Source organism: Hoeflea sp. AS60 (genome assembly GCF_038900115.1).
In the GTDB taxonomy this organism is placed as follows: Bacteria; Pseudomonadota; Alphaproteobacteria; order Rhizobiales; family Rhizobiaceae; genus Hoeflea.
In genome coordinates, this window is record NZ_JBBMQP010000001.1 from 1,440,491 (window position 1) to 1,460,592 (window position 20,102).

At 58.8% G+C, this 20,102-nt stretch carries 17 protein-coding genes; 12 read left to right on the forward strand and 5 right to left on the reverse strand.

Features of this window, described 5'->3' with window-relative positions:
- Positions 1–44: 44 nt before the first annotated feature.
- The 5 genes from rfbF (at position 45) to WNZ14_RS06675 (ending at position 4,856) form a co-directional block, all read left to right on the forward strand.
- On the forward strand, positions 45–815 hold the full coding sequence (rfbF, locus tag WNZ14_RS06655; RefSeq protein ID WP_342867791.1) for a glucose-1-phosphate cytidylyltransferase: 771 nt from the start codon (positions 45–47) through the stop codon (positions 813–815).
- On the forward strand, positions 812–1,900 hold the full coding sequence (rfbG, locus tag WNZ14_RS06660) for a CDP-glucose 4,6-dehydratase (RefSeq protein ID WP_342867792.1): 1,089 nt from the start codon (positions 812–814) through the stop codon (positions 1,898–1,900). The genes rfbF and rfbG overlap by 4 nt, the downstream gene beginning before the upstream one ends.
- Positions 1,901–1,929: 29 nt before the next feature.
- Positions 1,930–2,466: a dTDP-4-dehydrorhamnose 3,5-epimerase gene (rfbC, locus tag WNZ14_RS06665; protein ID WP_342867793.1), complete on the forward strand. Its 537-nt coding sequence runs from the start codon at positions 1,930–1,932 to the stop codon at positions 2,464–2,466.
- Positions 2,463–3,695 (forward strand): class I SAM-dependent methyltransferase, encoded by a 1,233-nt coding sequence (locus WNZ14_RS06670; RefSeq protein ID WP_342867794.1) that lies wholly within the window; start codon positions 2,463–2,465, stop codon positions 3,693–3,695. Before rfbC ends, WNZ14_RS06670 begins: the two co-directional genes overlap by 4 nt.
- Before the next feature lie 306 nt (positions 3,696–4,001).
- Positions 4,002–4,856 carry a D-amino-acid transaminase gene (locus WNZ14_RS06675; protein WP_342867795.1) on the forward strand — a complete coding sequence of 285 codons (855 nt, stop codon included), beginning with the start codon at positions 4,002–4,004 and terminating at the stop codon, positions 4,854–4,856.
- A gap of 37 nt (positions 4,857–4,893) precedes the next feature.
- On the opposite strand, the gene WNZ14_RS06680 is transcribed toward WNZ14_RS06675, so the two are convergent.
- Entirely contained in the window at positions 4,894–5,682 is a 789-nt protein-coding gene (locus WNZ14_RS06680; RefSeq protein WP_342867796.1) for an SDR family oxidoreductase, read from the reverse strand.
- A gap of 124 nt (positions 5,683–5,806) precedes the next feature.
- On the opposite strand from WNZ14_RS06680, the gene pyrC reads away from it, so the two are divergent.
- The 3 genes from pyrC to WNZ14_RS06695 all read left to right on the forward strand — a co-directional run bounded on the left by pyrC (position 5,807) and on the right by WNZ14_RS06695 (position 8,598).
- Positions 5,807–6,844, forward strand: a complete 1,038-nt coding sequence (gene pyrC, locus WNZ14_RS06685; protein WP_342867797.1) for a dihydroorotase — start codon at positions 5,807–5,809, stop codon at positions 6,842–6,844.
- A 92-nt stretch (positions 6,845–6,936) separates the two neighbouring features.
- Positions 6,937–7,635 carry an orotate phosphoribosyltransferase gene (locus WNZ14_RS06690; RefSeq protein WP_342867798.1) on the forward strand — a complete coding sequence of 233 codons (699 nt, stop codon included), beginning with the start codon at positions 6,937–6,939 and terminating at the stop codon, positions 7,633–7,635.
- 39 nt (positions 7,636–7,674) lie between these two features.
- Positions 7,675–8,598, forward strand: a complete 924-nt coding sequence (locus WNZ14_RS06695) for a carbohydrate kinase (protein ID WP_342867799.1) — start codon at positions 7,675–7,677, stop codon at positions 8,596–8,598.
- 10 nt (positions 8,599–8,608) lie between these two features.
- Here the strand turns inward: WNZ14_RS06695 and pgi are convergent, their stop codons facing one another.
- The 4 genes from pgi to fumC all read right to left on the reverse strand — a co-directional run bounded on the left by pgi (position 8,609) and on the right by fumC (position 14,582).
- The gene (pgi, locus tag WNZ14_RS06700) at positions 8,609–10,255 is read right to left on the reverse strand and encodes a glucose-6-phosphate isomerase (RefSeq protein WP_342867800.1); all 1,647 of its coding nucleotides are present in this window, start codon (positions 10,253–10,255) and stop codon (positions 8,609–8,611) included.
- A gap of 99 nt (positions 10,256–10,354) precedes the next feature.
- Positions 10,355–12,037 (reverse strand): long-chain fatty acid--CoA ligase, encoded by a 1,683-nt coding sequence (locus WNZ14_RS06705; RefSeq protein WP_342867801.1) that lies wholly within the window; start codon positions 12,035–12,037, stop codon positions 10,355–10,357.
- A gap of 212 nt (positions 12,038–12,249) precedes the next feature.
- Complete coding sequence (gene ppk2 / locus WNZ14_RS06710) at positions 12,250–13,134, reverse strand: polyphosphate kinase 2 (protein WP_342867802.1); 885 nt, start codon at positions 13,132–13,134, stop codon at positions 12,250–12,252.
- 56 nt (positions 13,135–13,190) lie between these two features.
- A complete protein-coding gene (fumC, locus tag WNZ14_RS06715; protein ID WP_342867803.1) occupies positions 13,191–14,582 on the reverse strand; it encodes a class II fumarate hydratase in 1,392 nt (463 codons plus the stop codon).
- Positions 14,583–14,724: 142 nt separating this feature from the next.
- Here fumC and phoR point away from each other — a divergent pair, with 142 nt between their 5' ends.
- The 4 genes from phoR (at position 14,725) to pstA (ending at position 20,088) form a co-directional block, all read left to right on the forward strand.
- Entirely contained in the window at positions 14,725–16,026 is a 1,302-nt protein-coding gene (gene phoR / locus WNZ14_RS06720) for a phosphate regulon sensor histidine kinase PhoR (protein ID WP_342867804.1), read from the forward strand.
- Positions 16,027–16,174: 148 nt separating this feature from the next.
- Complete coding sequence (locus WNZ14_RS06725; RefSeq protein ID WP_342867805.1) at positions 16,175–17,203, forward strand: substrate-binding domain-containing protein; 1,029 nt, start codon at positions 16,175–16,177, stop codon at positions 17,201–17,203.
- Positions 17,204–17,272: 69 nt separating this feature from the next.
- Positions 17,273–18,733, forward strand: coding sequence for a phosphate ABC transporter permease subunit PstC (gene pstC / locus WNZ14_RS06730; RefSeq protein WP_342867806.1), 1,461 nt, complete (start codon positions 17,273–17,275; stop codon positions 18,731–18,733).
- On the forward strand, positions 18,730–20,088 hold the full coding sequence (gene pstA / locus WNZ14_RS06735; RefSeq protein ID WP_342867807.1) for a phosphate ABC transporter permease PstA: 1,359 nt from the start codon (positions 18,730–18,732) through the stop codon (positions 20,086–20,088). The genes pstC and pstA overlap by 4 nt, the downstream gene beginning before the upstream one ends.
- Positions 20,089–20,102 lie beyond the last annotated feature (14 nt).

Below are 20,102 nucleotides of genomic sequence, written 5' to 3' on the forward strand. Positions count from 1 at the left end.
GCGGATGGTCGGAACTGTGCCCGGATGAGCCCCGGAGTTGCGCCATGAAGGTTGTGATTCTGGCGGGCGGTCTGGGGTCGCGGCTCTCGGAAGAAACCCATCTGCGGCCAAAGCCGATGGTTGAAATCGGCGGCCGGCCGATCCTCTGGCACATCATGAAGCTCTATCACACCCATGGCTTGCGCGACTTCATCATCTGCTGCGGCTTTCGCGGCTACGTGATCAAGGAATATTTCGCCAACTACGCGCTCCACATGTCGGACCTCTCATTCGACATGTCGGACAACACGGTTCACTTCCACCGCCAGAGCGCCGAGGACTGGCGTGTGACGCTCGTCGACACCGGCGAAAACACCATGACAGGAGGCCGGTTGAAACGCGTGACGCCCTATCTCGAAGGCGAAGAGAGCTTCTGCTTTACCTATGGTGACGGGCTTTCCGATGTTGATATTGGCGCCACCATCGATTTTCACAAATCCCATGGCCGGCTTGCCACTGTCACCGCAGTGAGGCCGCCCGCGCGCTTTGGTGCGCTCAAGCTCGATGGCGACAAGGTCCAGGGTTTCATCGAAAAACCGGAAGGCGAGGGTGGCTTTATCAATGGCGGGTTTTTCGTGCTCTCCAACCCTGTGCTTGACCATATCGAGGATGATCAGACCAGTTTCGAGGGTGAGCCCCTGACGGAACTCGCCGAGGCGGACCAACTGCGCGCGTTCTTTCATCGGGGTTTCTGGCGGCCAATGGATACCTTGCGCGACAAGACCATGCTCGAGGCGCTCTGGATGGAAGGGAACGCGCCTTGGAAAAGCTGGTGATCCAGGGTCTCCCCAATCGCGATTTCTGGCGCGGACGCAGGGTGCTTCTCACCGGTCACACCGGTTTCAAGGGCGCATGGATGCTGTTCTGGCTCGAAGCCATGGGGGCTCGGGTCACAGGGTGTTCGCTGGCGCCGGAGCAGCCGCAGGCGCTCTTTTCTCATCTGCATTCGCCGGATCGGCTGGCGAGCGAAATTGTCGATATCCGAAATCCGCAGGAATTGGCCACCCTGGTCGCCCGCGCCCGGCCTGAAGTCGTCTTTCACCTTGCTGCCCAGTCGCTGGTCCGTCGCGGCTACAGCGACCCGCATGGCACCTTCGCCACCAACGTGCAGGGCACCAACAATCTCATGCAGGCCCTGGCGCAGGTGAACACCGCGCTTGCCATTGTCGTGACCACCACTGACAAGGTCTATCGGAACGCGAACGACGGCAGGGCCTTCGTCGAGACCGATCCGCTCGGCGGCCATGATCCCTATTCCGCCAGCAAGGCGGCTTGCGAAATGGTGGTTGATGGATGGCGTAGCCGATTTGCGGCCGAGGGATGCGGCATTGCAACCGCGCGTGCCGGCAATGTGATCGGCGGCGGAGATTGGGCGGAAGACCGGCTGGTGCCTGACGCGGTCAGGGCCTGGTCATCGGGTCAGGTGCTCCAGGTCCGGCGGCCCGAAGCTGCACGGCCCTGGCAACATGTGCTTGAGCCATTGCGCGGATATCTGGTTCTGGCAGAAAAGCTTTCGTCCGGTGCAGACATGGCGCCGGCCTACAATTTTGGTCCACGCGCGGAGAGTGCGAGTGTACGCAATGTGTTGTCACTGGCGGCTGCCGAATTTGGCGACGTGCGAACCGAATTTGCCGACACACCGGAAGGACCGGTCGAGGCGCAGACGTTGGACCTCGACCCGTCGCTCGCAGAAGTGGATCTCGGAATTCAGGGCCTCTGGGGACTGGACCGAACCGTGACGCTGACCGCGCAGTGGTATCGCAATTTCCTGTCTGGCCGGCAAGCACGTGAATTGTGCGAGGCCGATTGCTGCGCCTATCTCGACAGCGTCAGGCGCGCGTCCATGGCATGCATCCAGTGAGTGCTTCCCCGTTCCGATTGACCCCACTGATGCCTGACCAGAAGGACGGACCCGTGCTGGTGCAGCGCAAACCCTTCGTCGACGAGCGCGGCGCCTTCGCCCGTATCTTCTGCGCCGATACTCTCTCGCAAATCGGCTGGCCCGGCCCGGTGGCCCAGATCAATCACAGCCGCACGGAAAAAGCCGGAACCCTGCGCGGAATGCACTATCAGCGCCCGCCCCACGCCGAAGCCAAACTGGTCGTCTGCATTCGCGGTGCTGTCCATGATGTCGCCGTCGACATCCGCGAGGAAAGCCCGGACCGGCACACGCATGTCGGCGTTGAGCTGTCTGCGGTAGCAGGCACTGCCATCTATATTCCCGAAGGCTTCGCGCATGGGTTCCAGGCGCTCACCGACGATGTGGAACTCATCTACATTCATTCCGTCGCCTACAATCAGGAGCATGAGACCGGTCTGCGTCATGATGATCCGGCGCTCGGCATTGCCTGGCCCTTGCCGGTCAGCGGTCTCTCCGCGCGCGATGCCAGCCATCCAATGATTGACGCAGCGGGACAGTCGTCATGATGGAATGCAGACACTGCGGTGGCGCCGACTTCATTCCGTTTCTGGATCTTGGCGAGGCACCGCCATCCAATTCCTATCTCGATGCGGCTGACCTTTCCCTGCCAGAAAAGCGCTACCCGCTGGTCATTCGCACCTGTACCGAATGCTGGCTGACCCAGACCGAGGATTTTGCCGACCGGGAAGAGTTCTTTTCCGGCGACTATGCCTATTTCTCATCGTTTTCGAAAACCTGGCTTGATCATGCCAGGACCTATGTCGGCGCGATGCGCGACAGGTTTGGCCTCGGTACCGACAGCTTGATCGTCGAAGTAGCCGCCAATGACGGTTACCTGCTGCAATACGCGCGAGAACTTGGCATTCCCTGCTACGGCATTGAACCCACCCGCAGCACTGCCGAAGCGGCCCGTGCCAAGGGTATCGAGATCGTCGAGGAATTCTTCGGTCGCGAACTGGCAGAAGGACTGGCGGCAGACGCACGGCAGGCGGATCATATCGCTGCGAACAATGTGCTTGCCCACGTCCCCGATATCAATGATTTCGTTGGCGGTTTCGCCACCCTTTTGAAACCCTCGGGCGTCGCCACGTTCGAGTTCCCGCATCTCTACGAGATGGTTCGGGGCAACCAGTTCGACACCGCCTATCACGAGCACTACTCCTACCTCTCGCTGCTCGCGGTCGACCGCATTTTCAGGGTCACTGGTCTGACGGTTTTCGATGTCGAAACCACGCCTCACCATGGTGGAAGTCTCAGGGTCTTTGCCTGTCGCAGCGATCACGCCGCGCATGAGGTAACGCCTTCGGTTGAGGCCATGCTTGAGACCGAGCGCAATGCTGGAATGAACAGCGAGACCTTCTACAGCGGGTTCCAGTCCGCCGCCGAGGCGGCCCGCGACGGTTTCCGCGCGTTCTTGAGTGATGCACGTTCGGCGGGTCTGACAGTGGCCGCCTATGGCGCCGCCGCCAAGGGCAACACGCTTCTCAATTTCGCTGGTGCGGACGCCGGCGATATCGCCTTCGTTGTTGATCTGAACCCGGCCAAGCAGGGACGCTACATGCCCGGCTCTCACATTCCGATTGTCGGTGAGGACCGGCTTATCTTCGACCAACCACACAGGGTGGTAATACTGCCATGGAACATCGAGACAGAAATCAGGACCCAGCTTGCCTTTATCAGCGATTGGGGTGGACAGTTCGTCACAGCGATCCCGACACTGGTGATCAGAAGCTAGTCGAGAAGATCAAAATAGAGATCAACGAGACCGAGACCCAATCGGCATCCATCAAGCCCGACGAGCCTAACGCCTGACGACAATTGCTCTTGGTAGTCACGTTCTCGCCATGACAGCTGGCGAAGGCAAGGGCGGAGCTGACAATTCAGTGACGTCCGCACGATGTCGGTAGCGGTTGCAGCAAGCAATTTGGATTGCGGTCAAAACGCCACAACCCGGGCGGTTATCGCCTAGAGTTCAAAAACCCATTGGCGGCACCCCCAATAATCTGGCATGAGAAAAACAGTCACTAACAAGGGGATCGTCATGCGTACTGTCTATGTCAACGGAAGCTATGTGCCGGAAAACGAGGCCAAGATCTCGGTGTTTGACCGCGGTTTCCTGTTCGGCGACGGCATTTACGAGGTTGCCTCGGTGCTTGGCGGCAAGTTGATCGATTTCCCCGCCCACATTGCCCGGCTGCACCGCTCGGCGGGCGAGCTTGGCATGCGCTTTAACGTCAGCGATGACGATCTGCTGGCGATCCACCGCGAGCTGGTCAGCCGCAACGCCGTTGAAGAAGGCGTGGTCTATCTGCAGATGACCCGCGGCGCCACCGACCGGGATTTCACGTTCGACACCGAAAAACTGACGCCAACATTGGTACTTTTCACCCAGAGCCGCGCACTGATCGACACGGCTGTCGCAAGAAACGGGATGAAGATCGTCTCAATCCCGGATCTGCGCTGGGGCCGTTGCGATATCAAGACAGTGCAGCTTCTCTATCCGTCGTTGGGCAAGATGGAAGCCAAGGCGCGCGGCGCCGATGATGCCTGGATGGTGCGGGACGGCGTAGTCACGGAAGGCACATCGAACAATGCCTTTATCGTCACCAAAGAGGGTGCAATCGTCACCCGTCCCTTGTCGCATTCGATCCTGCCGGGCATCACCCGCGCAGCCCTGATGGCCTATTCCGCAGCCAATGGAACGCTGATTGAAGAACGCGAATTCACCATTGAGGAAGCCAGGAATGCCGCCGAGGCCTTTATCTCGTCGGCGTCGGTCTTTGTTGGCCCGGTGATCTCGATTGACGGCGCTGAACTCTCGGGCGGCAAGCCCGGACCGGTGACGCTGGGTCTGAGAAAGACCTATCTCGAGGAAAGCCTCAAGCGCGCGATCTGAGCGTAAGCCGGGCCCACGGGACCCGGCTTACCAATTTTCAGACAGATTTGATGGCGCCGCCGTCACAGCGGATCATCGATCCGTTGATGTAGCTGGCCCGCGCGCTGACGAGGAAAGCTGCCGTGTTGGCAAACTCTTCGACCGCGCCATAACGTCCGACCGGGATTTGCGCCTGCGCGGCCTTGGCCACCTCGGCCAGATCCTTGCCGGAGCGTTTTGCATTGGCAGCGTCGAGTTCCTTCAGCCGGTCCGTGTCGATCCGACCGGGCAGCAGCATGTTGAAGGTGACGCCATCGCCAGCGGTCTCATTGGCCATGGATTTCGACCACCCGACGAGGGTAGCCCGAAGCGCGTTGGACAGGCCTAGATTAGGGATCGGCTGGATAACCCCCGACGAAGCGACCGTCAGAACCCGGCCCCAGCCCTGTGCGCGCATGCCGGGCAGAAAGCGTGCGGTGATGTCCATCACGCTCATGACCATGATTTCGAACTGCCGGTGGACAACTGAAAGATCGGCTTCGCTCATCAGGCCCGGAGGCGGTCCGCCAGTGTTGTTGACCAAGATGTCCAGCCCGCCGAATTCGCTCTTCACGGTCTGCTCGAGCAACGCGGGGGTACCTTTGTCCGAGAGGTCTGAAACCACGAACCGCGCCTTGCCGGCACCGCGTGCATTGATGGCATTGACGGCTGTTTCGAGCCGGGCGCCGTCGCGCCCGGTGATCAGCACGTCTGCTCCCTCTGCCGCGATCGCTTCCGCGATGCCGAGCCCCAGTCCGCGCGATGACGCCAGCACCAAAGCCCGTTTTCCTGTCAATCCAAGATCCATGAGGTCTTTCCCTGTTTGCCTGTTGCCTGCTAAAGGCTTGGCGTATCAGTTGCCGCCCGAGGCCTAAAAGGTCAACCCCCGCAGCCGGGCGGAGAGGGCATCATAATCCAGGGAGAAAACCAGCGTGGTCGAGATTACCATACCGAAGCCTGATGATTGGCATCTGCATCTGCGCGATGGCGCCATGCTTGAAGGTATCCTGCCTTACAGCGCCCGGCATTTCGCCCGCGCCATCATCATGCCCAATCTGGTTCCGCCGGTGGTGACAGCCAAGGATGCTGAAGCCTATCGCGACCGCATCATGGCTGCCTTGCCGAAAGGTTCGGATTTCAAACCCTTGATGACGCTCTATCTCACCGAGGGCACAGATGCTGCGGATGTAGCAAGTGCCCATACCTCGGGTCTGGTGACGGCAGTCAAGCTCTATCCTGCCGGTGCAACCACCAATTCCCATTCGGGCGTGCGTGATCTTTCCAATGTCATGCCGGTACTGGAAAAGATGGCTGAAATCGGCATGCCGCTTTGCATCCACGGCGAAGTCACCGATCCGGCGGTTGATATTTTCGACCGGGAAGCGGTGTTCATCGAAACTGTGCTGGATCCGCTGCGCAACAGGCTTCCTGAACTCAAGATCACGCTTGAGCATGTCACCACATCGAACGGCATTGGTTACGTCATGGGCTCGGACGCCAATCTGGCTGCCAGCATTACAACCCATCACCTGATGATCAACCGCAACGCCATTCTCGCAGGCGGCATCAAGCCGCATTACTACTGCTTGCCGGTCGCCAAGCGAGAAAGCCATCGGCTGGCGCTTCGCAAGGCCGCGACGTCGGGAGACAAGCGCTTTTTCCTCGGCACCGATTCCGCCCCGCATGTAGACCCGCTGAAGGAATGCGCCTGCGGCTGCGCCGGTATTTTCACCTCGATCAACACATTGTCCTGCCTTGCCCATGTCTTCGAGGAAGACAAGGCACTCGACAAGTTGGCCGGTTTTGCGAGCCTGAACGGCCCCGCGTGGTACGGATTGCCGGTCAACAGCGAGACCGTGACGCTGGTGCGGCGCGATGCACCCGTATCGTGGCCTGAACGGATCGAGACCGGCGACGGGCCGGTCACCGTGTTTGATCCACTGGTGCCCATCCACTGGGAAGTTGCCTGAACGCTCTTTAATCCGCTGGTCCGAACTGGTATTCGGATCGCCGAAACCCTTGCTGGACCGGATAACCGGGCCTGACCCTGGAGGCGACGCCGATGTTTTCCAACACGTTCCCCGACAAGGCGAAGATCGCCGAAATTGTCGCCAATCAACTTCTGGAAATCAAGGCGGTGCATTTCAATGCCACCGAGCCCTACAAGTTCGCGTCCGGGATGATGAGCCCGGTCTATATCGATTGCCGCAAGCTGATTTCCTATCCGCGCATCCGCTCCGCCGTGATGGATTTCGCTGCCGCCACGATCATGTCTGAAGCGGGTTTCGAGCAGTTCGATTGCATTGCCGGTGGCGAGACAGCGGGCATTCCTTTCGCGGCCTTCCTCGCCGAACGCCTCGGCCTGCCGATGATCTATGTGCGCAAGAAGCCAAAGGGCCATGGCCGCAACGCCCAGATCGAGGGTGAGCTGCGGGAAGGTTCGCGCGTTCTCGTAATTGAGGACCTGACCACCGCTGGTGGATCGATGTTCACCTTCATCGAAGCCATCCGTGCGGCGGGATGTACCGTCGATCACGGTATCGCGCTGTTCTACTATGGCATTTTCAGCGACGCCGAAAAGCGTTTCGCTAATGGAAAGGTCGAGCTGCATTATCTTGCCACCTGGCATGATGTGCTGGCTGCAGCGACGAAAAAGCAGTCTTTCGATGAGGCGACGCTGGCGTCCGTGAAAGCATTTCTCGATGCGCCGCTGGAATGGTCGGGCAAACATGGTGGTGTTTCCGAACTTCCGGGACAGTGACACCAACAGGCTGAATGGGACGGTCAGGGGAGTGAATCGATGATCATCTGTTGTGGCGAAGCGCTCATCGACATGCTGCCGCGAACAACGACCGCGGGAGAAGGTGCCTTCTCGCCCTATGCCGGCGGTTCGGTCTTCAATACCGCCCTGGCGCTGGGTCGACTTGGGGTGGAAACAGGCTTCTTTACAGGAATGTCGAGCGACATGTTCGGCGATATTCTCCGCGATGCCCTGACCGCAAGCGGCGTTGATCACAGCTATTGTGCGACGCTTGATCTGCAAACGACGCTTGCCTTTGTGCGGCTGGTCAACGGGCAGGCGAGTTACGCGTTCTTTGATGAAAACACTGCCGGCCGCATGATAACAGAAGCGCATTTGCCTGAGCTTGGTGATGAGGTTGAAGCACTGCATTTTGGTGCCATCAGCCTGATTCCGGATCCGTGCGGCGCGACTTACGAAAGCCTGATGCGGCGTGAATGTGGATCGCGGGTGATCTCGCTTGATCCCAACATTCGGCCAGGATTCATCACCGATACAGCCAAACACCGCGCCCGGATCGACCGGATGATCGCCATGAGCGACATCGTCAAAATGTCGGACGAGGATCTCGAATGGTTCGGCATGGCCGACATGCAAAGTGCTGCAAATATGTGGCTCAAGCAGGGACCCAGCCTGGTGGTCTTCACCCGCGGCGCAAAGGGCGCCATCGGCTTTTCCAGCCAGCACATAGTCGAGGTTGATGGCCAATCCGTCACCGTCGCCGATACAGTGGGGGCTGGGGATACGTTTAACGCCGGAATTCTGGCGTCATTGAAGCGGGATAATATGCTGACCAAAACAGCGATGAAGACGCTGTCGGCGGACGCGATCGCCAATGCGCTTCAGCTTGGCGCCAAGGCCGCGGCTGTTACGGTCTCGCGCCCGGGAGCCAACCCTCCCTGGGCCAACGAAATTGGCTTTTAAGCCGCGCTGGTCAGCCTTGTCCGCGCATCTTGCGAATTGTCTGTGCCAGCATCAGCGTTGAGCTGTCATGGCCTTTTTCGCCGTTGCTTTCTCCCTTGACCACAGGCAACAGCGCTGTCGCCAGTTCCTTGCCAAGCTCCACACCCCACTGGTCAAACGCATTGATGCCGAAGATCTGAGCCTCGACAAACACCCGGTGCTCGTAAAGTGCGATCAAGCGGCCAAGCGCAAACGGGGTCAATTTGTCATAGACAAAGGTAATCGAGGGCCGGTTTCCGGGAAACGTCTTGTGCGGCGCCAGTCGGTCAGCTTCAGCCTCTGAAGCTCCGCTGGAAAGCAGCTGGTTACGGGCTTCGTCGGTCGTGCGCCCGCGCATCAGCGCCTCCGACTGCGCCAGGCAATTGGCGATCAGCAACTGGTGCTGATGAGCGAGCTGTGGCTCATGGCCGTTGGCAGCGATCATGAACTCGACCGGAATGACGTCTGTTCCCTGGTGAAGCAATTGGAAGAACGCATGCTGGCCATTGGTTCCGGGTTCGCCCCAGACAATTGGACCTGACGCAGTATCCACCGGCTTGCCGTCAAGATCGACGGACTTGCCGTTTGATTCCATGTCGAGCTGCTGCAGATAGGCAGGAAACCGTGACAGTCTCTGCTCATAGGGGATGATCGCACGGCTGGGGTAGAGGCACACAAGCCTGTGCCAGGTCCCGAGGAGCCCCAGCAGCATCGGCAGGTTCTCGGCCACTGGGGCGCTCTTGAAATGCGTGTCCATTGCCCGCGCGCCGGCTAGAAAGTCGGCAAAGTTCTTCTTTCCGATGGCGATCATCAAGGGCAGCCCGATCGCCGACCAGAGTGAATAGCGGCCGCCGACCCAGTCCCAGAAGCCGAAGACGCGGCTCTCGTCGAGACCGAACTTCGCCACCTTGTCGAGCGCCGTCGAAAGCGCCGCGAAATGCTGCGCGACAGCGCTTTCACCGAGCTTAGAGACGATGAACTCGCGAGCCGTTGCTGCGTTGGTCATGGTCTCGATGGTGGTGAAAGTCTTCGACGCGACGATGATCAGCGTCGTTTCCGGATCAAGGCCGGAAAGCGTATCCGCGATGTGCGCACCGTCGACATTGGAGACAAAGTGCACGCGCGGGCCGTCATGGTAGGGCGCAAGCGCCAGTGTCGCCATTACCGGCCCCAGATCAGAGCCGCCGATGCCGATATTGACCACGTCGGTGAAAGCCTTGCCGGTCGCGCCGCGAATTGTCCCGTCGCGCAGGCCATCTGAAAACGCGCCCATTGCGTCAAGCACCGCGTGGACCTGTGGCACCACGTTCTCGCCATCGACGCGGATGTCTGAATCGGGAGATGCCCTGAGCGCGGTGTGCAGCACCGCACGATTCTCGGTGGTATTGATTGCCTCGCCGTCAAACATCATGTCGCGCAGGGGCTCGACATTTGCGGCCTTTGCCAGTTCGGCAAGCAGCACAAGCGTCTCGTCGTTCACGGCGCATTTGGAGAAATCCATCCGCAAATCGTCAAGCCCCACGCTATATTGGCGGGCACGGTCGGAATCGGCGGCGAAAGCTGCCCGAAGGTTACTTACAGCGCCGCTGTTTCGATGGGATTTGAGATCGGACAAAGCCTGATGGACGGTCTTCGACAAAGCATGGGCCTCCATGTTGGGATGACCACCTATGCGGCGAGGCCCGCGGGAAATCAAGTTTCTCGCGGGCCTCGCTGGTTCAAATCGGCTATCAAATGTCTAGTCGCGCAGCTCGCGGCGCAGGATCTTGCCGACATTGGTCTTCGGCAGTTCGTCCTTGAACACGACGATTTTGGGCCGCTTGTAGTTTGTCAGTCCCGTTGCGCAATGGGCTTTGACATCGGCCTCGGTGAGATTTGGGTCCGTCCGGACGACGAACAGCTTCACCGCCTCGCCGGAATGCTCATCCGGGACCGCGACCGCCGCGGCTTCGAGGATACCAGGATGCGACACAGCAAATTCCTCGACCTCGTTCGGATAGACGTTGAAGCCCGATACCAGGATCATATCCTTCTTGCGGTCGACAATCTTGGTGTATCCCGCCTCATCCATGAAGCCCATGTCGCCTGACCGGAAGTAGCCGTCGCTGGTCATCACCTTTTCGGTCTCGTCATCACGGTTCCAGTAGCCCGCCATCACCTGCGGCCCCTTGATGCAGATCTCGCCAACCTCACCAATCGGCATCGATGTGCCGTCCTCGTCGCGGATATCGATAAAGGTCGAGGGCAGAGGCAAACCGATCGTGCCGGAGAATTCATCGGCATCAAACCGGTTGGCCGTCGCCACCGGCGATGTTTCAGACAGGCCGTAGCCTTCCGAAATCACGCAACCGGTCAGTTCCTTCCAGCGCTCCGCCACCGGACGCTGCACTGCCATGCCGCCGCCAAGCGACAGCAGAAGCGGCTTGAAATTGAGTTTCTGGAAGTCTTCATTGTTCAGCAGCGCATTGAACAGCGTGTTGAGCCCCGGGAAGACATGGAACTCGTGCTTGCTGATATCCTTCACGAAGCTCGGGATGTCGCGCGGGTTGGGGATAAGGATGTTGTGCGCGCCTTGCGCCATGCCCATCAGCGCATTCACCGTCAATGCAAAGATGTGATAGAGCGGCAGTGCGCAGATATAGACCAGAACCTCGGGCTTCTGCTTCTTGATGAAAGCAGCCGGAAGCCAGAGATCGTTTTGCGCCGCGTTCGCAAGCACGTTCGAGTTAAGGAGCGTCGCGCCTTTCGATACTCCTGTTGTTCCGCCGGTGTATTGCAGGAACGCCACGTCATCAGGTTTCACGTTGGCTGGCTTAAGTGTTTTGCCCTGACCGGCCGACAGCGCTGACTTGAAGCTGACGTGGCCTGGCAGCGACCATGCGGGTACCAGTTTCTTGACCTTGCGGACAACGAAGTTGACCAGATGTCCCTTCAGCCCCATCAGGTCGCCCATGCTAGCGACGCAGATATGCTTGACGGCGGTTCTGGCGACAACCTGCTGCAAGGTGATGGCGAAGTTCTCGAGAATGATGATCGCCTTGGCGCCGGAATCCTTGAGCTGGTGTTCAAGTTCGCGCGGCGTGTAGAGCGGATTGACGTTGACGACGGTATAGCCGGCGCGCAGCACCGCTGCCATAGCCACCGGCATCTGCAGGATGTTCGGCATCATCACCGCGACCCGGTCGCCCTTCGCAAGTCCCAGCGATTGCAGCCATGCGCCGATTGCCGACGACATGCGCTCCATGTCCGAATAGGTGATGGTCTTGCCCATGCAGGTGTAGGCCGGACGGTCCGCGTACCGCTTGAAGGAATCCTCGATCAGGCCTGCAACGGAAGAATGTTCCAGCGGTCCGATTTCTGCGGCGGTGTTTGGCGGGTAAGATGCCAGCCAGATACGGTCTGTGGCAGCAGTCGTGTTCATGATGTCTCACTCCCTTTTATGTCCGGATACGGGCGCATGCCGTGGACTGGCTGCAGCTCCTCTTCCCTCATTCCGGTCTGTACAAGATTTAGAATGCCAAGATGCGGGTTGCAATGCCTTCCCTTGACGTAAACGTCAAAATCGGGTGCTTTTTTTGTGGCTGCCTACCGATCTTGGCATTTTGACGAAGTGCGGCATCAATGAAGGGAAGGTCAGGAGCGAAGCGCTTCAACCCCCATGCCGACGATGTCGTCGTCAATGTCGCCGATCGCGCCCTTGTCCTTGCCGGCATAGGGAAGTTCGTTCAGGATAGTGCGGATGACATTGATCCGGGCGCGGCGCTTGTCGTTGGCGCGCACGACTGTCCATGGTGCGTGCTCGGTATGGGTCTCTTTGAGCATCAGATCGCGCATCTGGGTGTAGTCATCCCATTTGTTCAGACTGGCGATGTCCATTGGGGAGAGTTTCCAGGCCTTGAGCTTGCTGTGTCTGCGATCGTGGAACCGTTCGAGCTGCATTTCGCGGCCGATATTGAGCCAGAACTTGAACAGGTGAATGCCAGCCTTCACCGGCATCCGCTCGAAATTCGGGGTCTCTTCCAGAAATTGCGCATGCTGTTCCGGCGTACAGAATCCCATCACCGGCTCGACACCGGCGCGATTGTACCAGGATCTGTCAAACATCACGAACTCGCCCGATGTCGGAAAGTGATCCACATAACGCTGATAGTACCACTGCCCACGCTCGGTCTCGGTCGGCTTCGGCAAAGCCACGATGCGGGCCGAACGTGGGTTCATGTAAGCGCGCGTCGCGCCAATTGAGCCCCCCTTGCCGGCAGCGTCGCGGCCTTCAAATACCGAAATGACACGTTTGCCGGTCTCGCCAAGCCAGGTCTGGACTTTCACCAGTTCAATCTGCAGCGCCTCGAGCGTGTCTTTGTACTCGTGCTTGTTGAGTTTTTTCTTGTATGGGTAGTCCCCGGAAGTGAACGCATGGTCATCGACCCAGTCGGGCAGTTTCGGGTCGTCAATGTCGAAGACCCGTTTCTTGCCGTCGATTTCAAGCTCGACAGCCCGGCTGGTTTCATCGGTGTCCATCATCTGTTCCTCTGGATCCTGTGTTCATGCACAAAACGTCCCATGATCGGGATGGTTCAACCGGGATGGGTCATATCTTCCGGACGAACAATACGGTCGTAATCAGCGGCTGTCACGAGGCCGGTTTTCAAGGCCTCTTCGCGAAGTGTCGTGCCGTTGATGTGGGCGGCCTTGGCAATCTTTGCGGCGTTGTCGTAGCCGATTGTCGGCGCGAGCGCGGTGACGAGCATAAGGGAACGGTCGAGCGCCGCCTTGATGTTGTCCTCGCGTGCCTTGATGCCGGAGACGCAATTGTCTGTAAACGAGACCGATGCATCTGCCAGCAACTGCACCGACTGAAGAAAATTGTAGGCCATCACCGGATTGTAGACATTGAGCTCGAAATGGCCCTGGCTGCCGGCGAAGGTCAATGCCGCATTGTTGCCAAACACCTGCACGCAGACCTGTGTCATCGCTTCGCATTGTGTCGGGTTGACCTTGCCCGGCATGATCGAGGATCCAGGTTCGTTCTCCGGTAGTGCCAGTTCGCCGAGACCGGACCTTGGGCCCGAGCCGAGGAAGCGTATGTCATTGGCAATCTTGAACAGCGCCGCAGCGGCAGCATTGATCGCTCCGTGGGAAAACACCATCGCGTCATGCGCCGCAAGCGCCTCGAACTTATTGGGAGCGGTGACAAACGGCAGCTTGGTGATCTTGGCCACGCGCTTTGCCACCTTCTCGGCAAAGCCGACCGGCGCATTCAGACCGGTGCCGACTGCCGTGCCGCCTTGCGCCAGTTCATACAGGCCCGGCAGCGTCATTTCGATCCGCGTGATCGAGGACGCGACCTGTGCGGCGTATCCACCGAACTCCTGGCCGAGCGTCAGCGGCGTGGCGTCCTGTGTATGGGTGCGTCCGATCTTGATGATCTTGGAGAACTGTTTTGCCTTCTTGTCGAGCGCCTTGTGCAAGTGTTTCAACGCCGGCAGCAGCTCGTGAACGATCTGCTCGGCACAGGCGATGTGCATCGCTGTCGGATAGGTGTCGTTGGATGACTGGCTCATATTGACGTGGTCGTTGGGATGGACCGGTTTCTTTGATCCCATCTCGCCACCCATCATCTCGATGGCCCGGTTGGAGACAACCTCGTTGGCGTTCATGTTAGACTGGGTTCCGGATCCTGTCTGCCAGACCACAAGCGGAAAATGCTCGTTGAGCTTGCCGTCTATCACTTCCTGCGCGGCGGCTACGATGGCAGCGCCTGTCTTCGGGTCGAGCCGCTTCAAGTCCATATTGGTTTCCGCTGCGGCGCGCTTGACGATGCCGAGTGCCCGAACGATGGAAAGCGGCTGAGTTTCCCAACCGATCTTAAAATTGCCGAGCGAGCGCTGAGCTTGCGCGCCCCAGTATTTGTCTGCAGGCACGTCAATGGCGCCGAAGCTGTCCGTTTCGGTTCGAAATTTCGACATCAGTGTGACCCTTGTTCACTCAATTGCGCGCCGGACCAGCCAGCTTCATGCATGAAAGGCCACATCGTCATTGTGATTTCAAGTTGCGCAGGTAAACAAGTATCAGGATCTGAAATCGAGAACTGTCGGGGCGGACAAGCACATGGCCGAAAACACGCAGGATACGCCAGATAGCGAGGACTCTGGAACCGGGCTGGCATCGCGGCTCGGGTCACATGTGCCTGCCCTTGCTGTCGGCTCCGTGATCGCGCTCGCCTCGATACCAGCGGGTTTGCAGCCCTGGCAGGCGATCCTGGGCTATGGTGTTCTCGCGTCAGGCTTGATGGTGTGGCCGACCGGAAAGGCCGCTGCCCGGTCGAGGGCCGAGAAAAAGGCTCAGAAAACGCCGCCGCTTGATTTCGCCATTGTTGAAGCTCTCGACATGCCTACGATCATTTTTGACCAGGAAACGTTGGTCGTGCGCCAGAACGCTGCAGCAAAAGTGCTGGTCGGGGACTACCCCGAGCGCGCATCATTGTCGGCGCGCATAAGGTCCCCCGCGATTCTCGATCTTGTGGCGCGGGTTGTCGCGCGCGGTCTGCCCGAAAGCGTGGAGCATAGCGAGCGGGTGCCGTCTGAACGCTGGCACGAGGTTCGTGTTGCCCCGGTGAAGACGAGGTCCGAACCCGGCAAGCGGCTTTACGTACTGACTTTCCGTGATCTGACCGAGGCGCGGCGCATGGACCGGATGCGGACCGATTTCGTCGCCAATGCCAGCCACGAACTCAGAACCCCGCTTGCCTCGCTCATGGGATTCATTGAAACCATGCAGGGACCAGCACGAAATGATGAGGCCGCCCGCACGCGGTTTTTCAGCATCATGCTCGAACAGGCGCAGCGCATGGCCCGCCTGATCGATGATCTTCTGTCCCTGTCGCGGCTTGAGATGAGGGCTCATGTCGCGCCAGAAGGCGAGGTCAACCTCGGCCGCACCATCATGCATGTGGTCGACACTCTGAAACCGATGGCAAACGACCTCGGCGTCGAGATTGAGGTGGCCCTGCCGGAAGAGGCGGTTGTCGTGGCCGGAGACGTAGATGAATTGATCCAGGTCTTCTCGAACCTGATCGAGAATGCCTGCAAATACGGTCAGGCAGGCAAGCGCGTGCAGATCACGGTCACCAATCCGGTTGCGGAAGGCGCAGATGTCACTGTGCAGGATTTCGGTCCCGGGATAGCCAAGGAACATGTACCCCGTCTCACCGAGCGATTCTATCGGGTCGATGTTGAGACCAGCAGGGCCAAAAAGGGCACAGGACTGGGGTTGGCGATCGTCAAGCATATCCTTGCACGGCACAGGGCCCGGCTGGTTGTGCGCTCCACGCCAGGCGAAGGATCTGCCTTCACTGTCAAATTCAGCCGCGCCGAGTCTGCAAAAAAGACGATTATCAAAGAATTATACTAATAAAAACAGCTAGATAAGATGTCATAAAAGAGTGATGTAACTGTCATAAAACGGAATCCCGAAAGGCCTAGAAAGGGCCAGCCTTAGATGGCTGACAAGCGGCTCTGCAAAAGAGCCACGCCACCCTGACCCACGATGGGAGATTCTTATGAACGCACTCAAATTCGCCGCTGCCGCACTTGTGGCCTCCACGGCCTTCGCTGGCACCGCTGTTGCTCGCGACCAGATCCAGATGGCCGGTTCCTCCACTGTTCTGCCTTACGCCTCAATCGTTGCCGAAGCCTTCGGCGAGAACTTCAGCTTCCCGACACCTGTTGTTGAATCGGGTGGTTCGGGTGCAGGTCGCAAGAAGCTCTGTGAAGGTGTTGGCGAAAACACAATCGACATTGCCAACTCGTCTTCGCGCATCAAGCAGTCCGACATCGACCTTTGCGCAACGAACGGCGTGACTGAAATCCAGGAAGTCCGCATCGGTTACGACGGCATCGTCTTCGCATCAGACATCAATGGCGCGAAGTTCGCTTTCACACCGGCTGACTGGTACGGCGCTCTCGCCGCACAGGTTGTCAAGGACGGCAAGCTTGTCGCCAACACCGCCAAGACATGGGCCGACGTGAATCCTGATCTGCCTGCTCAGGACATCCTCGCGTTCATTCCGGGCACCAAGCACGGCACCCGCGAAGTGTTCGACGTAAAGGTTCTTGAAGCTGGCTGCGAAGCAACTGGCGCAGAAGAAGCCTTCAAGGCTGCTGGCGATGAAAAGGCCAAGGGCTGCACCGCGCTGCGCACCGATGGCGTTTCGGTCGACATTGATGGCGACTACACAGAAACTCTGGCTCGCATCGACGCCAACAAGAATGCCATCGGTGTCTTCGGTCTTTCGTTCTACGAAAACAACACCGACAAGCTCCAGGTTGGCACCATGTCGGGCATCGTTCCGTCGACGGCTGCGATTGCTTCGGGTGAATATCCGGTCTCGCGTCCGCTCTACTTCTACGTCAAGAACGCCCACCTTGGTGTTGTTCCTGGCCTGCAGGAATACATCGAGTTCTTCGTCTCTGATGAAATCGCTGGCCCTGACGGCCCGCTGGCTGCCTATGGTCTCGTCTCTGACCCTGAGTTGGCCAAGACCCAGGAAATGGTCAAGAACCATACTCCTATGGCTCCGCTTAACTGATCCGTCAGACGCCAAGAAAGGGGCGGCGCGCTCAGCGCCGCCCTCACTCGCAATCAGGGCGAATGTGACATGACTCCCAGTGTTATCGTACTCATCGTGCTCGGGCTGGCTGCCGTCGGCTATTTTCTAGGCCGGCAGCGCGCATTGAAGACATCCGAGCGGGATGGTGTGAAACTCCATTCCCTGCCGGTCTATTATGGCCAGTCGGTTGCCTTGTTTGCTGCTGTGCCTGCGCTTCTCCTGCTGGGCGCATGGCTTTTTTTGCAGCCGGTGCTGCTCGAGAACAACATCACCGGAAAGATTCCTGACAGCGCAATCCCGGACGGAGGGGCCAGGAACCTCGTCATGGTTGATGTGCGCAGGATTGCCGAGGGGTTGAACCAGCTCATTGCCCAGGGTGATGTGTCAGAGAATGGTCTTGTCGACATGCAAGCCGACGTGACCGATGTCCGAGCGCGGCTCGCCGAGGTTGGTGTGGCTCTCGGGTCTGATGTATCGCCCGTCGTTTTCCAGGCTGCGAAAGAGTATCGCAGCATCGGACTCACTGCTTCATTCTTCCGCAACATCGCGGTACTCGCGGTTTCGTTCGGCTTCGCATTCTGGGCTTGGGCGCGAATTCAGCCCCAATTGCGTGCGCGCAATATCAGTGAGACCTTCGTAACCGCGCTTTTGATGGGGTCTTCTCTGGTTGCCATTCTGACCACGGTTGGCATCGTCGGTTCGCTACTGTTCGAATCCGTCTCGTTCTTCAAGATGTATCCGGCCGCTGATTTCTTCCTGTCGACCACCTGGAACCCGCAGTTCCGTGGTGGATCTGATCTTGGCTTCCTGCCGCTGCTCTGGGGTACGCTGTACGTTTCGGTCGTCGCATTGGCGCTGGCTGTGCCGCTCGGTCTGATGATCGCGATCTACCTTGCCGAATATGCCGGCAGCACGCTGCGCAGTTTCGCCAAGCCTGCCATCGAGGTTCTCGCCGGTATCCCGACCATCGTTTACGGCCTTTTTGCCCTGATTACCGTTGGCCCGTTCCTGCGCGACTGGATAGCTCAGCCGCTTGGCTTGGGGAGCTCTTCCTCCTCGGTGATGACGGCAGGCCTGGTCATGGGCATCATGCTGATCCCGTTTATCTCATCGCTTTCGGATGACATCATCAATGCCGTGCCGCAGGCCCTGCGCGACGGCTCCTATGGTCTGGGGGCGACAAAATCGGAAACCATCAAGCAGGTGATCCTGCCTGCGGCCCTGCCGGGAATTGTCGGCGCCTTCCTTCTCGCAGCCAGCCGCGCCATTGGCGAAACCATGATCGTTGTTATGGGTGCCGGCGCTGCCGCGCGCCTTGATCTCAACCCGTTCGAAGCCATGACCACGATCACCGTGAAAATCGTCAGCCAGTTGACCGGGGATACTGAGTTTGCCAGCCCGGAAACCCTGGTGGCATTTGCTCTTGGTTTGACGCTCTTTGTTTTCACCCTCTGCCTGAACATTCTGGCGCTCTATGTCGTGCGCAAATATCGGGAGCAGTACGAATGACCGAAATCACCGCCGATACCGCCACTGCAACCGAACAGTTGAAAGGCAGATCGCTCTTTGAAGTCGGTGAGCGCACCCGCAAGCGTCACGCATCCGAGCGGCGTTTCCGTCTGATGGGCCTTGCAGCCGTTGTCTTCAGTATCCTTGCATTGGCCGGTCTGATGACCTCCATACTTTCAAATGGCCTGTCGTCGTTTCACCAGACCTTCATCACGCTCGACGTAAATCTCGATGCCGCGAAGCTGGACAAGAACGGCAACCGGGATCCAGAGGATGTTGCGAAGATCACAACCTTCACATTGCAGCCGCTCATCAAGGCCGCGATGCAAACCAAGATGACCGAAAACGGCATTGCCGTGGAAGGCGTAAACGCCAATGCCGCGTTCGAGCTGATATCGAAGGAAGCACCGGGGGAACTGCGTCGTTTCATTCTGGCAAACCCGGACCAGATCGGAAAGACGGTCTCGTTTGATCTTCTCGCTGGCGGTCGCATTGACGGATATTACAAGGGCCGCGTGACGATGGCGTCTGCCGAGCTGGACAGCAACGTCACGCCCGGACAACTGGTGCTTGCCGACAAGCTCAAGCAGGCCGGTATCCTCGAACAGAGGTTCAACTGGGGCTTCTTTACGGCTCCCGATGCCTCTGACACGCGTCCGGAAGCTGCCGGTCTCGGCGTTGCCATCTTGGGCTCGGCCTACATGATGCTGATCGTGCTCGTGCTGGCGTTGCCGATCGGCGTCGCAGCATCGATTTACCTCGAAGAGTTCGCGCCGCAAAACCGCTGGACCGACCTTATCGAGGTCAACATCGCCAACCTCGCCGCAGTTCCATCCATCGTGTTTGGTATCCTTGGTCTGGCAATTTTCATCAATTTCGTCGGTCTGCCGCAGTCTGCGCCTGTTGTTGGTGGGCTTGTACTGACGCTGATGACATTGCCGACAATTATCATCGCGACACGTGCGGCGCTGAAGGCGGTTCCGCCATCAATCAACGATGCGGCGCTCGGTATAGGTGCTTCCAAGATGCAGGCGATTTTCCATCATATCCTGCCGCTCGCAGCACCCGGAATTCTCACTGGCACGATTATCGGCCTGGCCCAGGCGCTGGGTGAAACAGCACCTCTGCTGCTGATCGGCATGGTTGCCTTCGTTCGCGAATATCCCGGCGCGCCGCCGGAAGGGTTCTTTGATCCTGCCTCCGCTCTGCCGGTTCAGGTTTACAACTGGACCCAGCGTGGCGATCCGGCCTTTGTCGAGCGTGCATCGGGTGCGATTATCGTGCTGCTGATCTTTCTGGTCATCATGAACGCCATTGCCATCCTGCTGCGCCGCCGCTTCGAGCGCCGCTGGTAGAACACGACTGTTGC

Excerpts from the sequence above, each read along its gene's own strand:
- rfbF (WP_342867791.1), top strand. The coding sequence starts at position 45 with ATGAAGGTTGTGATTCTGGCGGGCGGTCTGGGGTCGCGGCTCTCGGAA.
- rfbC (WP_342867793.1), top strand. The coding sequence starts at position 1,930 with ATGCCTGACCAGAAGGACGGACCCGTGCTGGTGCAGCGCAAACCCTTC.
- WNZ14_RS06670 (WP_342867794.1), top strand. The coding sequence starts at position 2,463 with ATGATGGAATGCAGACACTGCGGTGGCGCCGACTTCATTCCGTTTCTG.
- WNZ14_RS06675 (WP_342867795.1), top strand. The coding sequence starts at position 4,002 with ATGCGTACTGTCTATGTCAACGGAAGCTATGTGCCGGAAAACGAGGCC.
- WNZ14_RS06680 (WP_342867796.1), bottom strand. The coding sequence starts at position 5,682 with ATGGATCTTGGATTGACAGGAAAACGGGCTTTGGTGCTGGCGTCATCG.
- WNZ14_RS06690 (WP_342867798.1), top strand. The coding sequence starts at position 6,937 with ATGTTTTCCAACACGTTCCCCGACAAGGCGAAGATCGCCGAAATTGTC.
- WNZ14_RS06695 (WP_342867799.1), top strand. The coding sequence starts at position 7,675 with ATGATCATCTGTTGTGGCGAAGCGCTCATCGACATGCTGCCGCGAACA.
- WNZ14_RS06705 (WP_342867801.1), bottom strand. The coding sequence starts at position 12,037 with ATGAACACGACTGCTGCCACAGACCGTATCTGGCTGGCATCTTACCCG.
- ppk2 (WP_342867802.1), bottom strand. The coding sequence starts at position 13,134 with ATGGACACCGATGAAACCAGCCGGGCTGTCGAGCTTGAAATCGACGGC.
- fumC (WP_342867803.1), bottom strand. The coding sequence starts at position 14,582 with ATGTCGAAATTTCGAACCGAAACGGACAGCTTCGGCGCCATTGACGTG.
- phoR (WP_342867804.1), top strand. The coding sequence starts at position 14,725 with ATGGCCGAAAACACGCAGGATACGCCAGATAGCGAGGACTCTGGAACC.
- WNZ14_RS06725 (WP_342867805.1), top strand. The coding sequence starts at position 16,175 with ATGAACGCACTCAAATTCGCCGCTGCCGCACTTGTGGCCTCCACGGCC.
- pstC (WP_342867806.1), top strand. The coding sequence starts at position 17,273 with ATGACTCCCAGTGTTATCGTACTCATCGTGCTCGGGCTGGCTGCCGTC.
- pstA (WP_342867807.1), top strand. The coding sequence starts at position 18,730 with ATGACCGAAATCACCGCCGATACCGCCACTGCAACCGAACAGTTGAAA.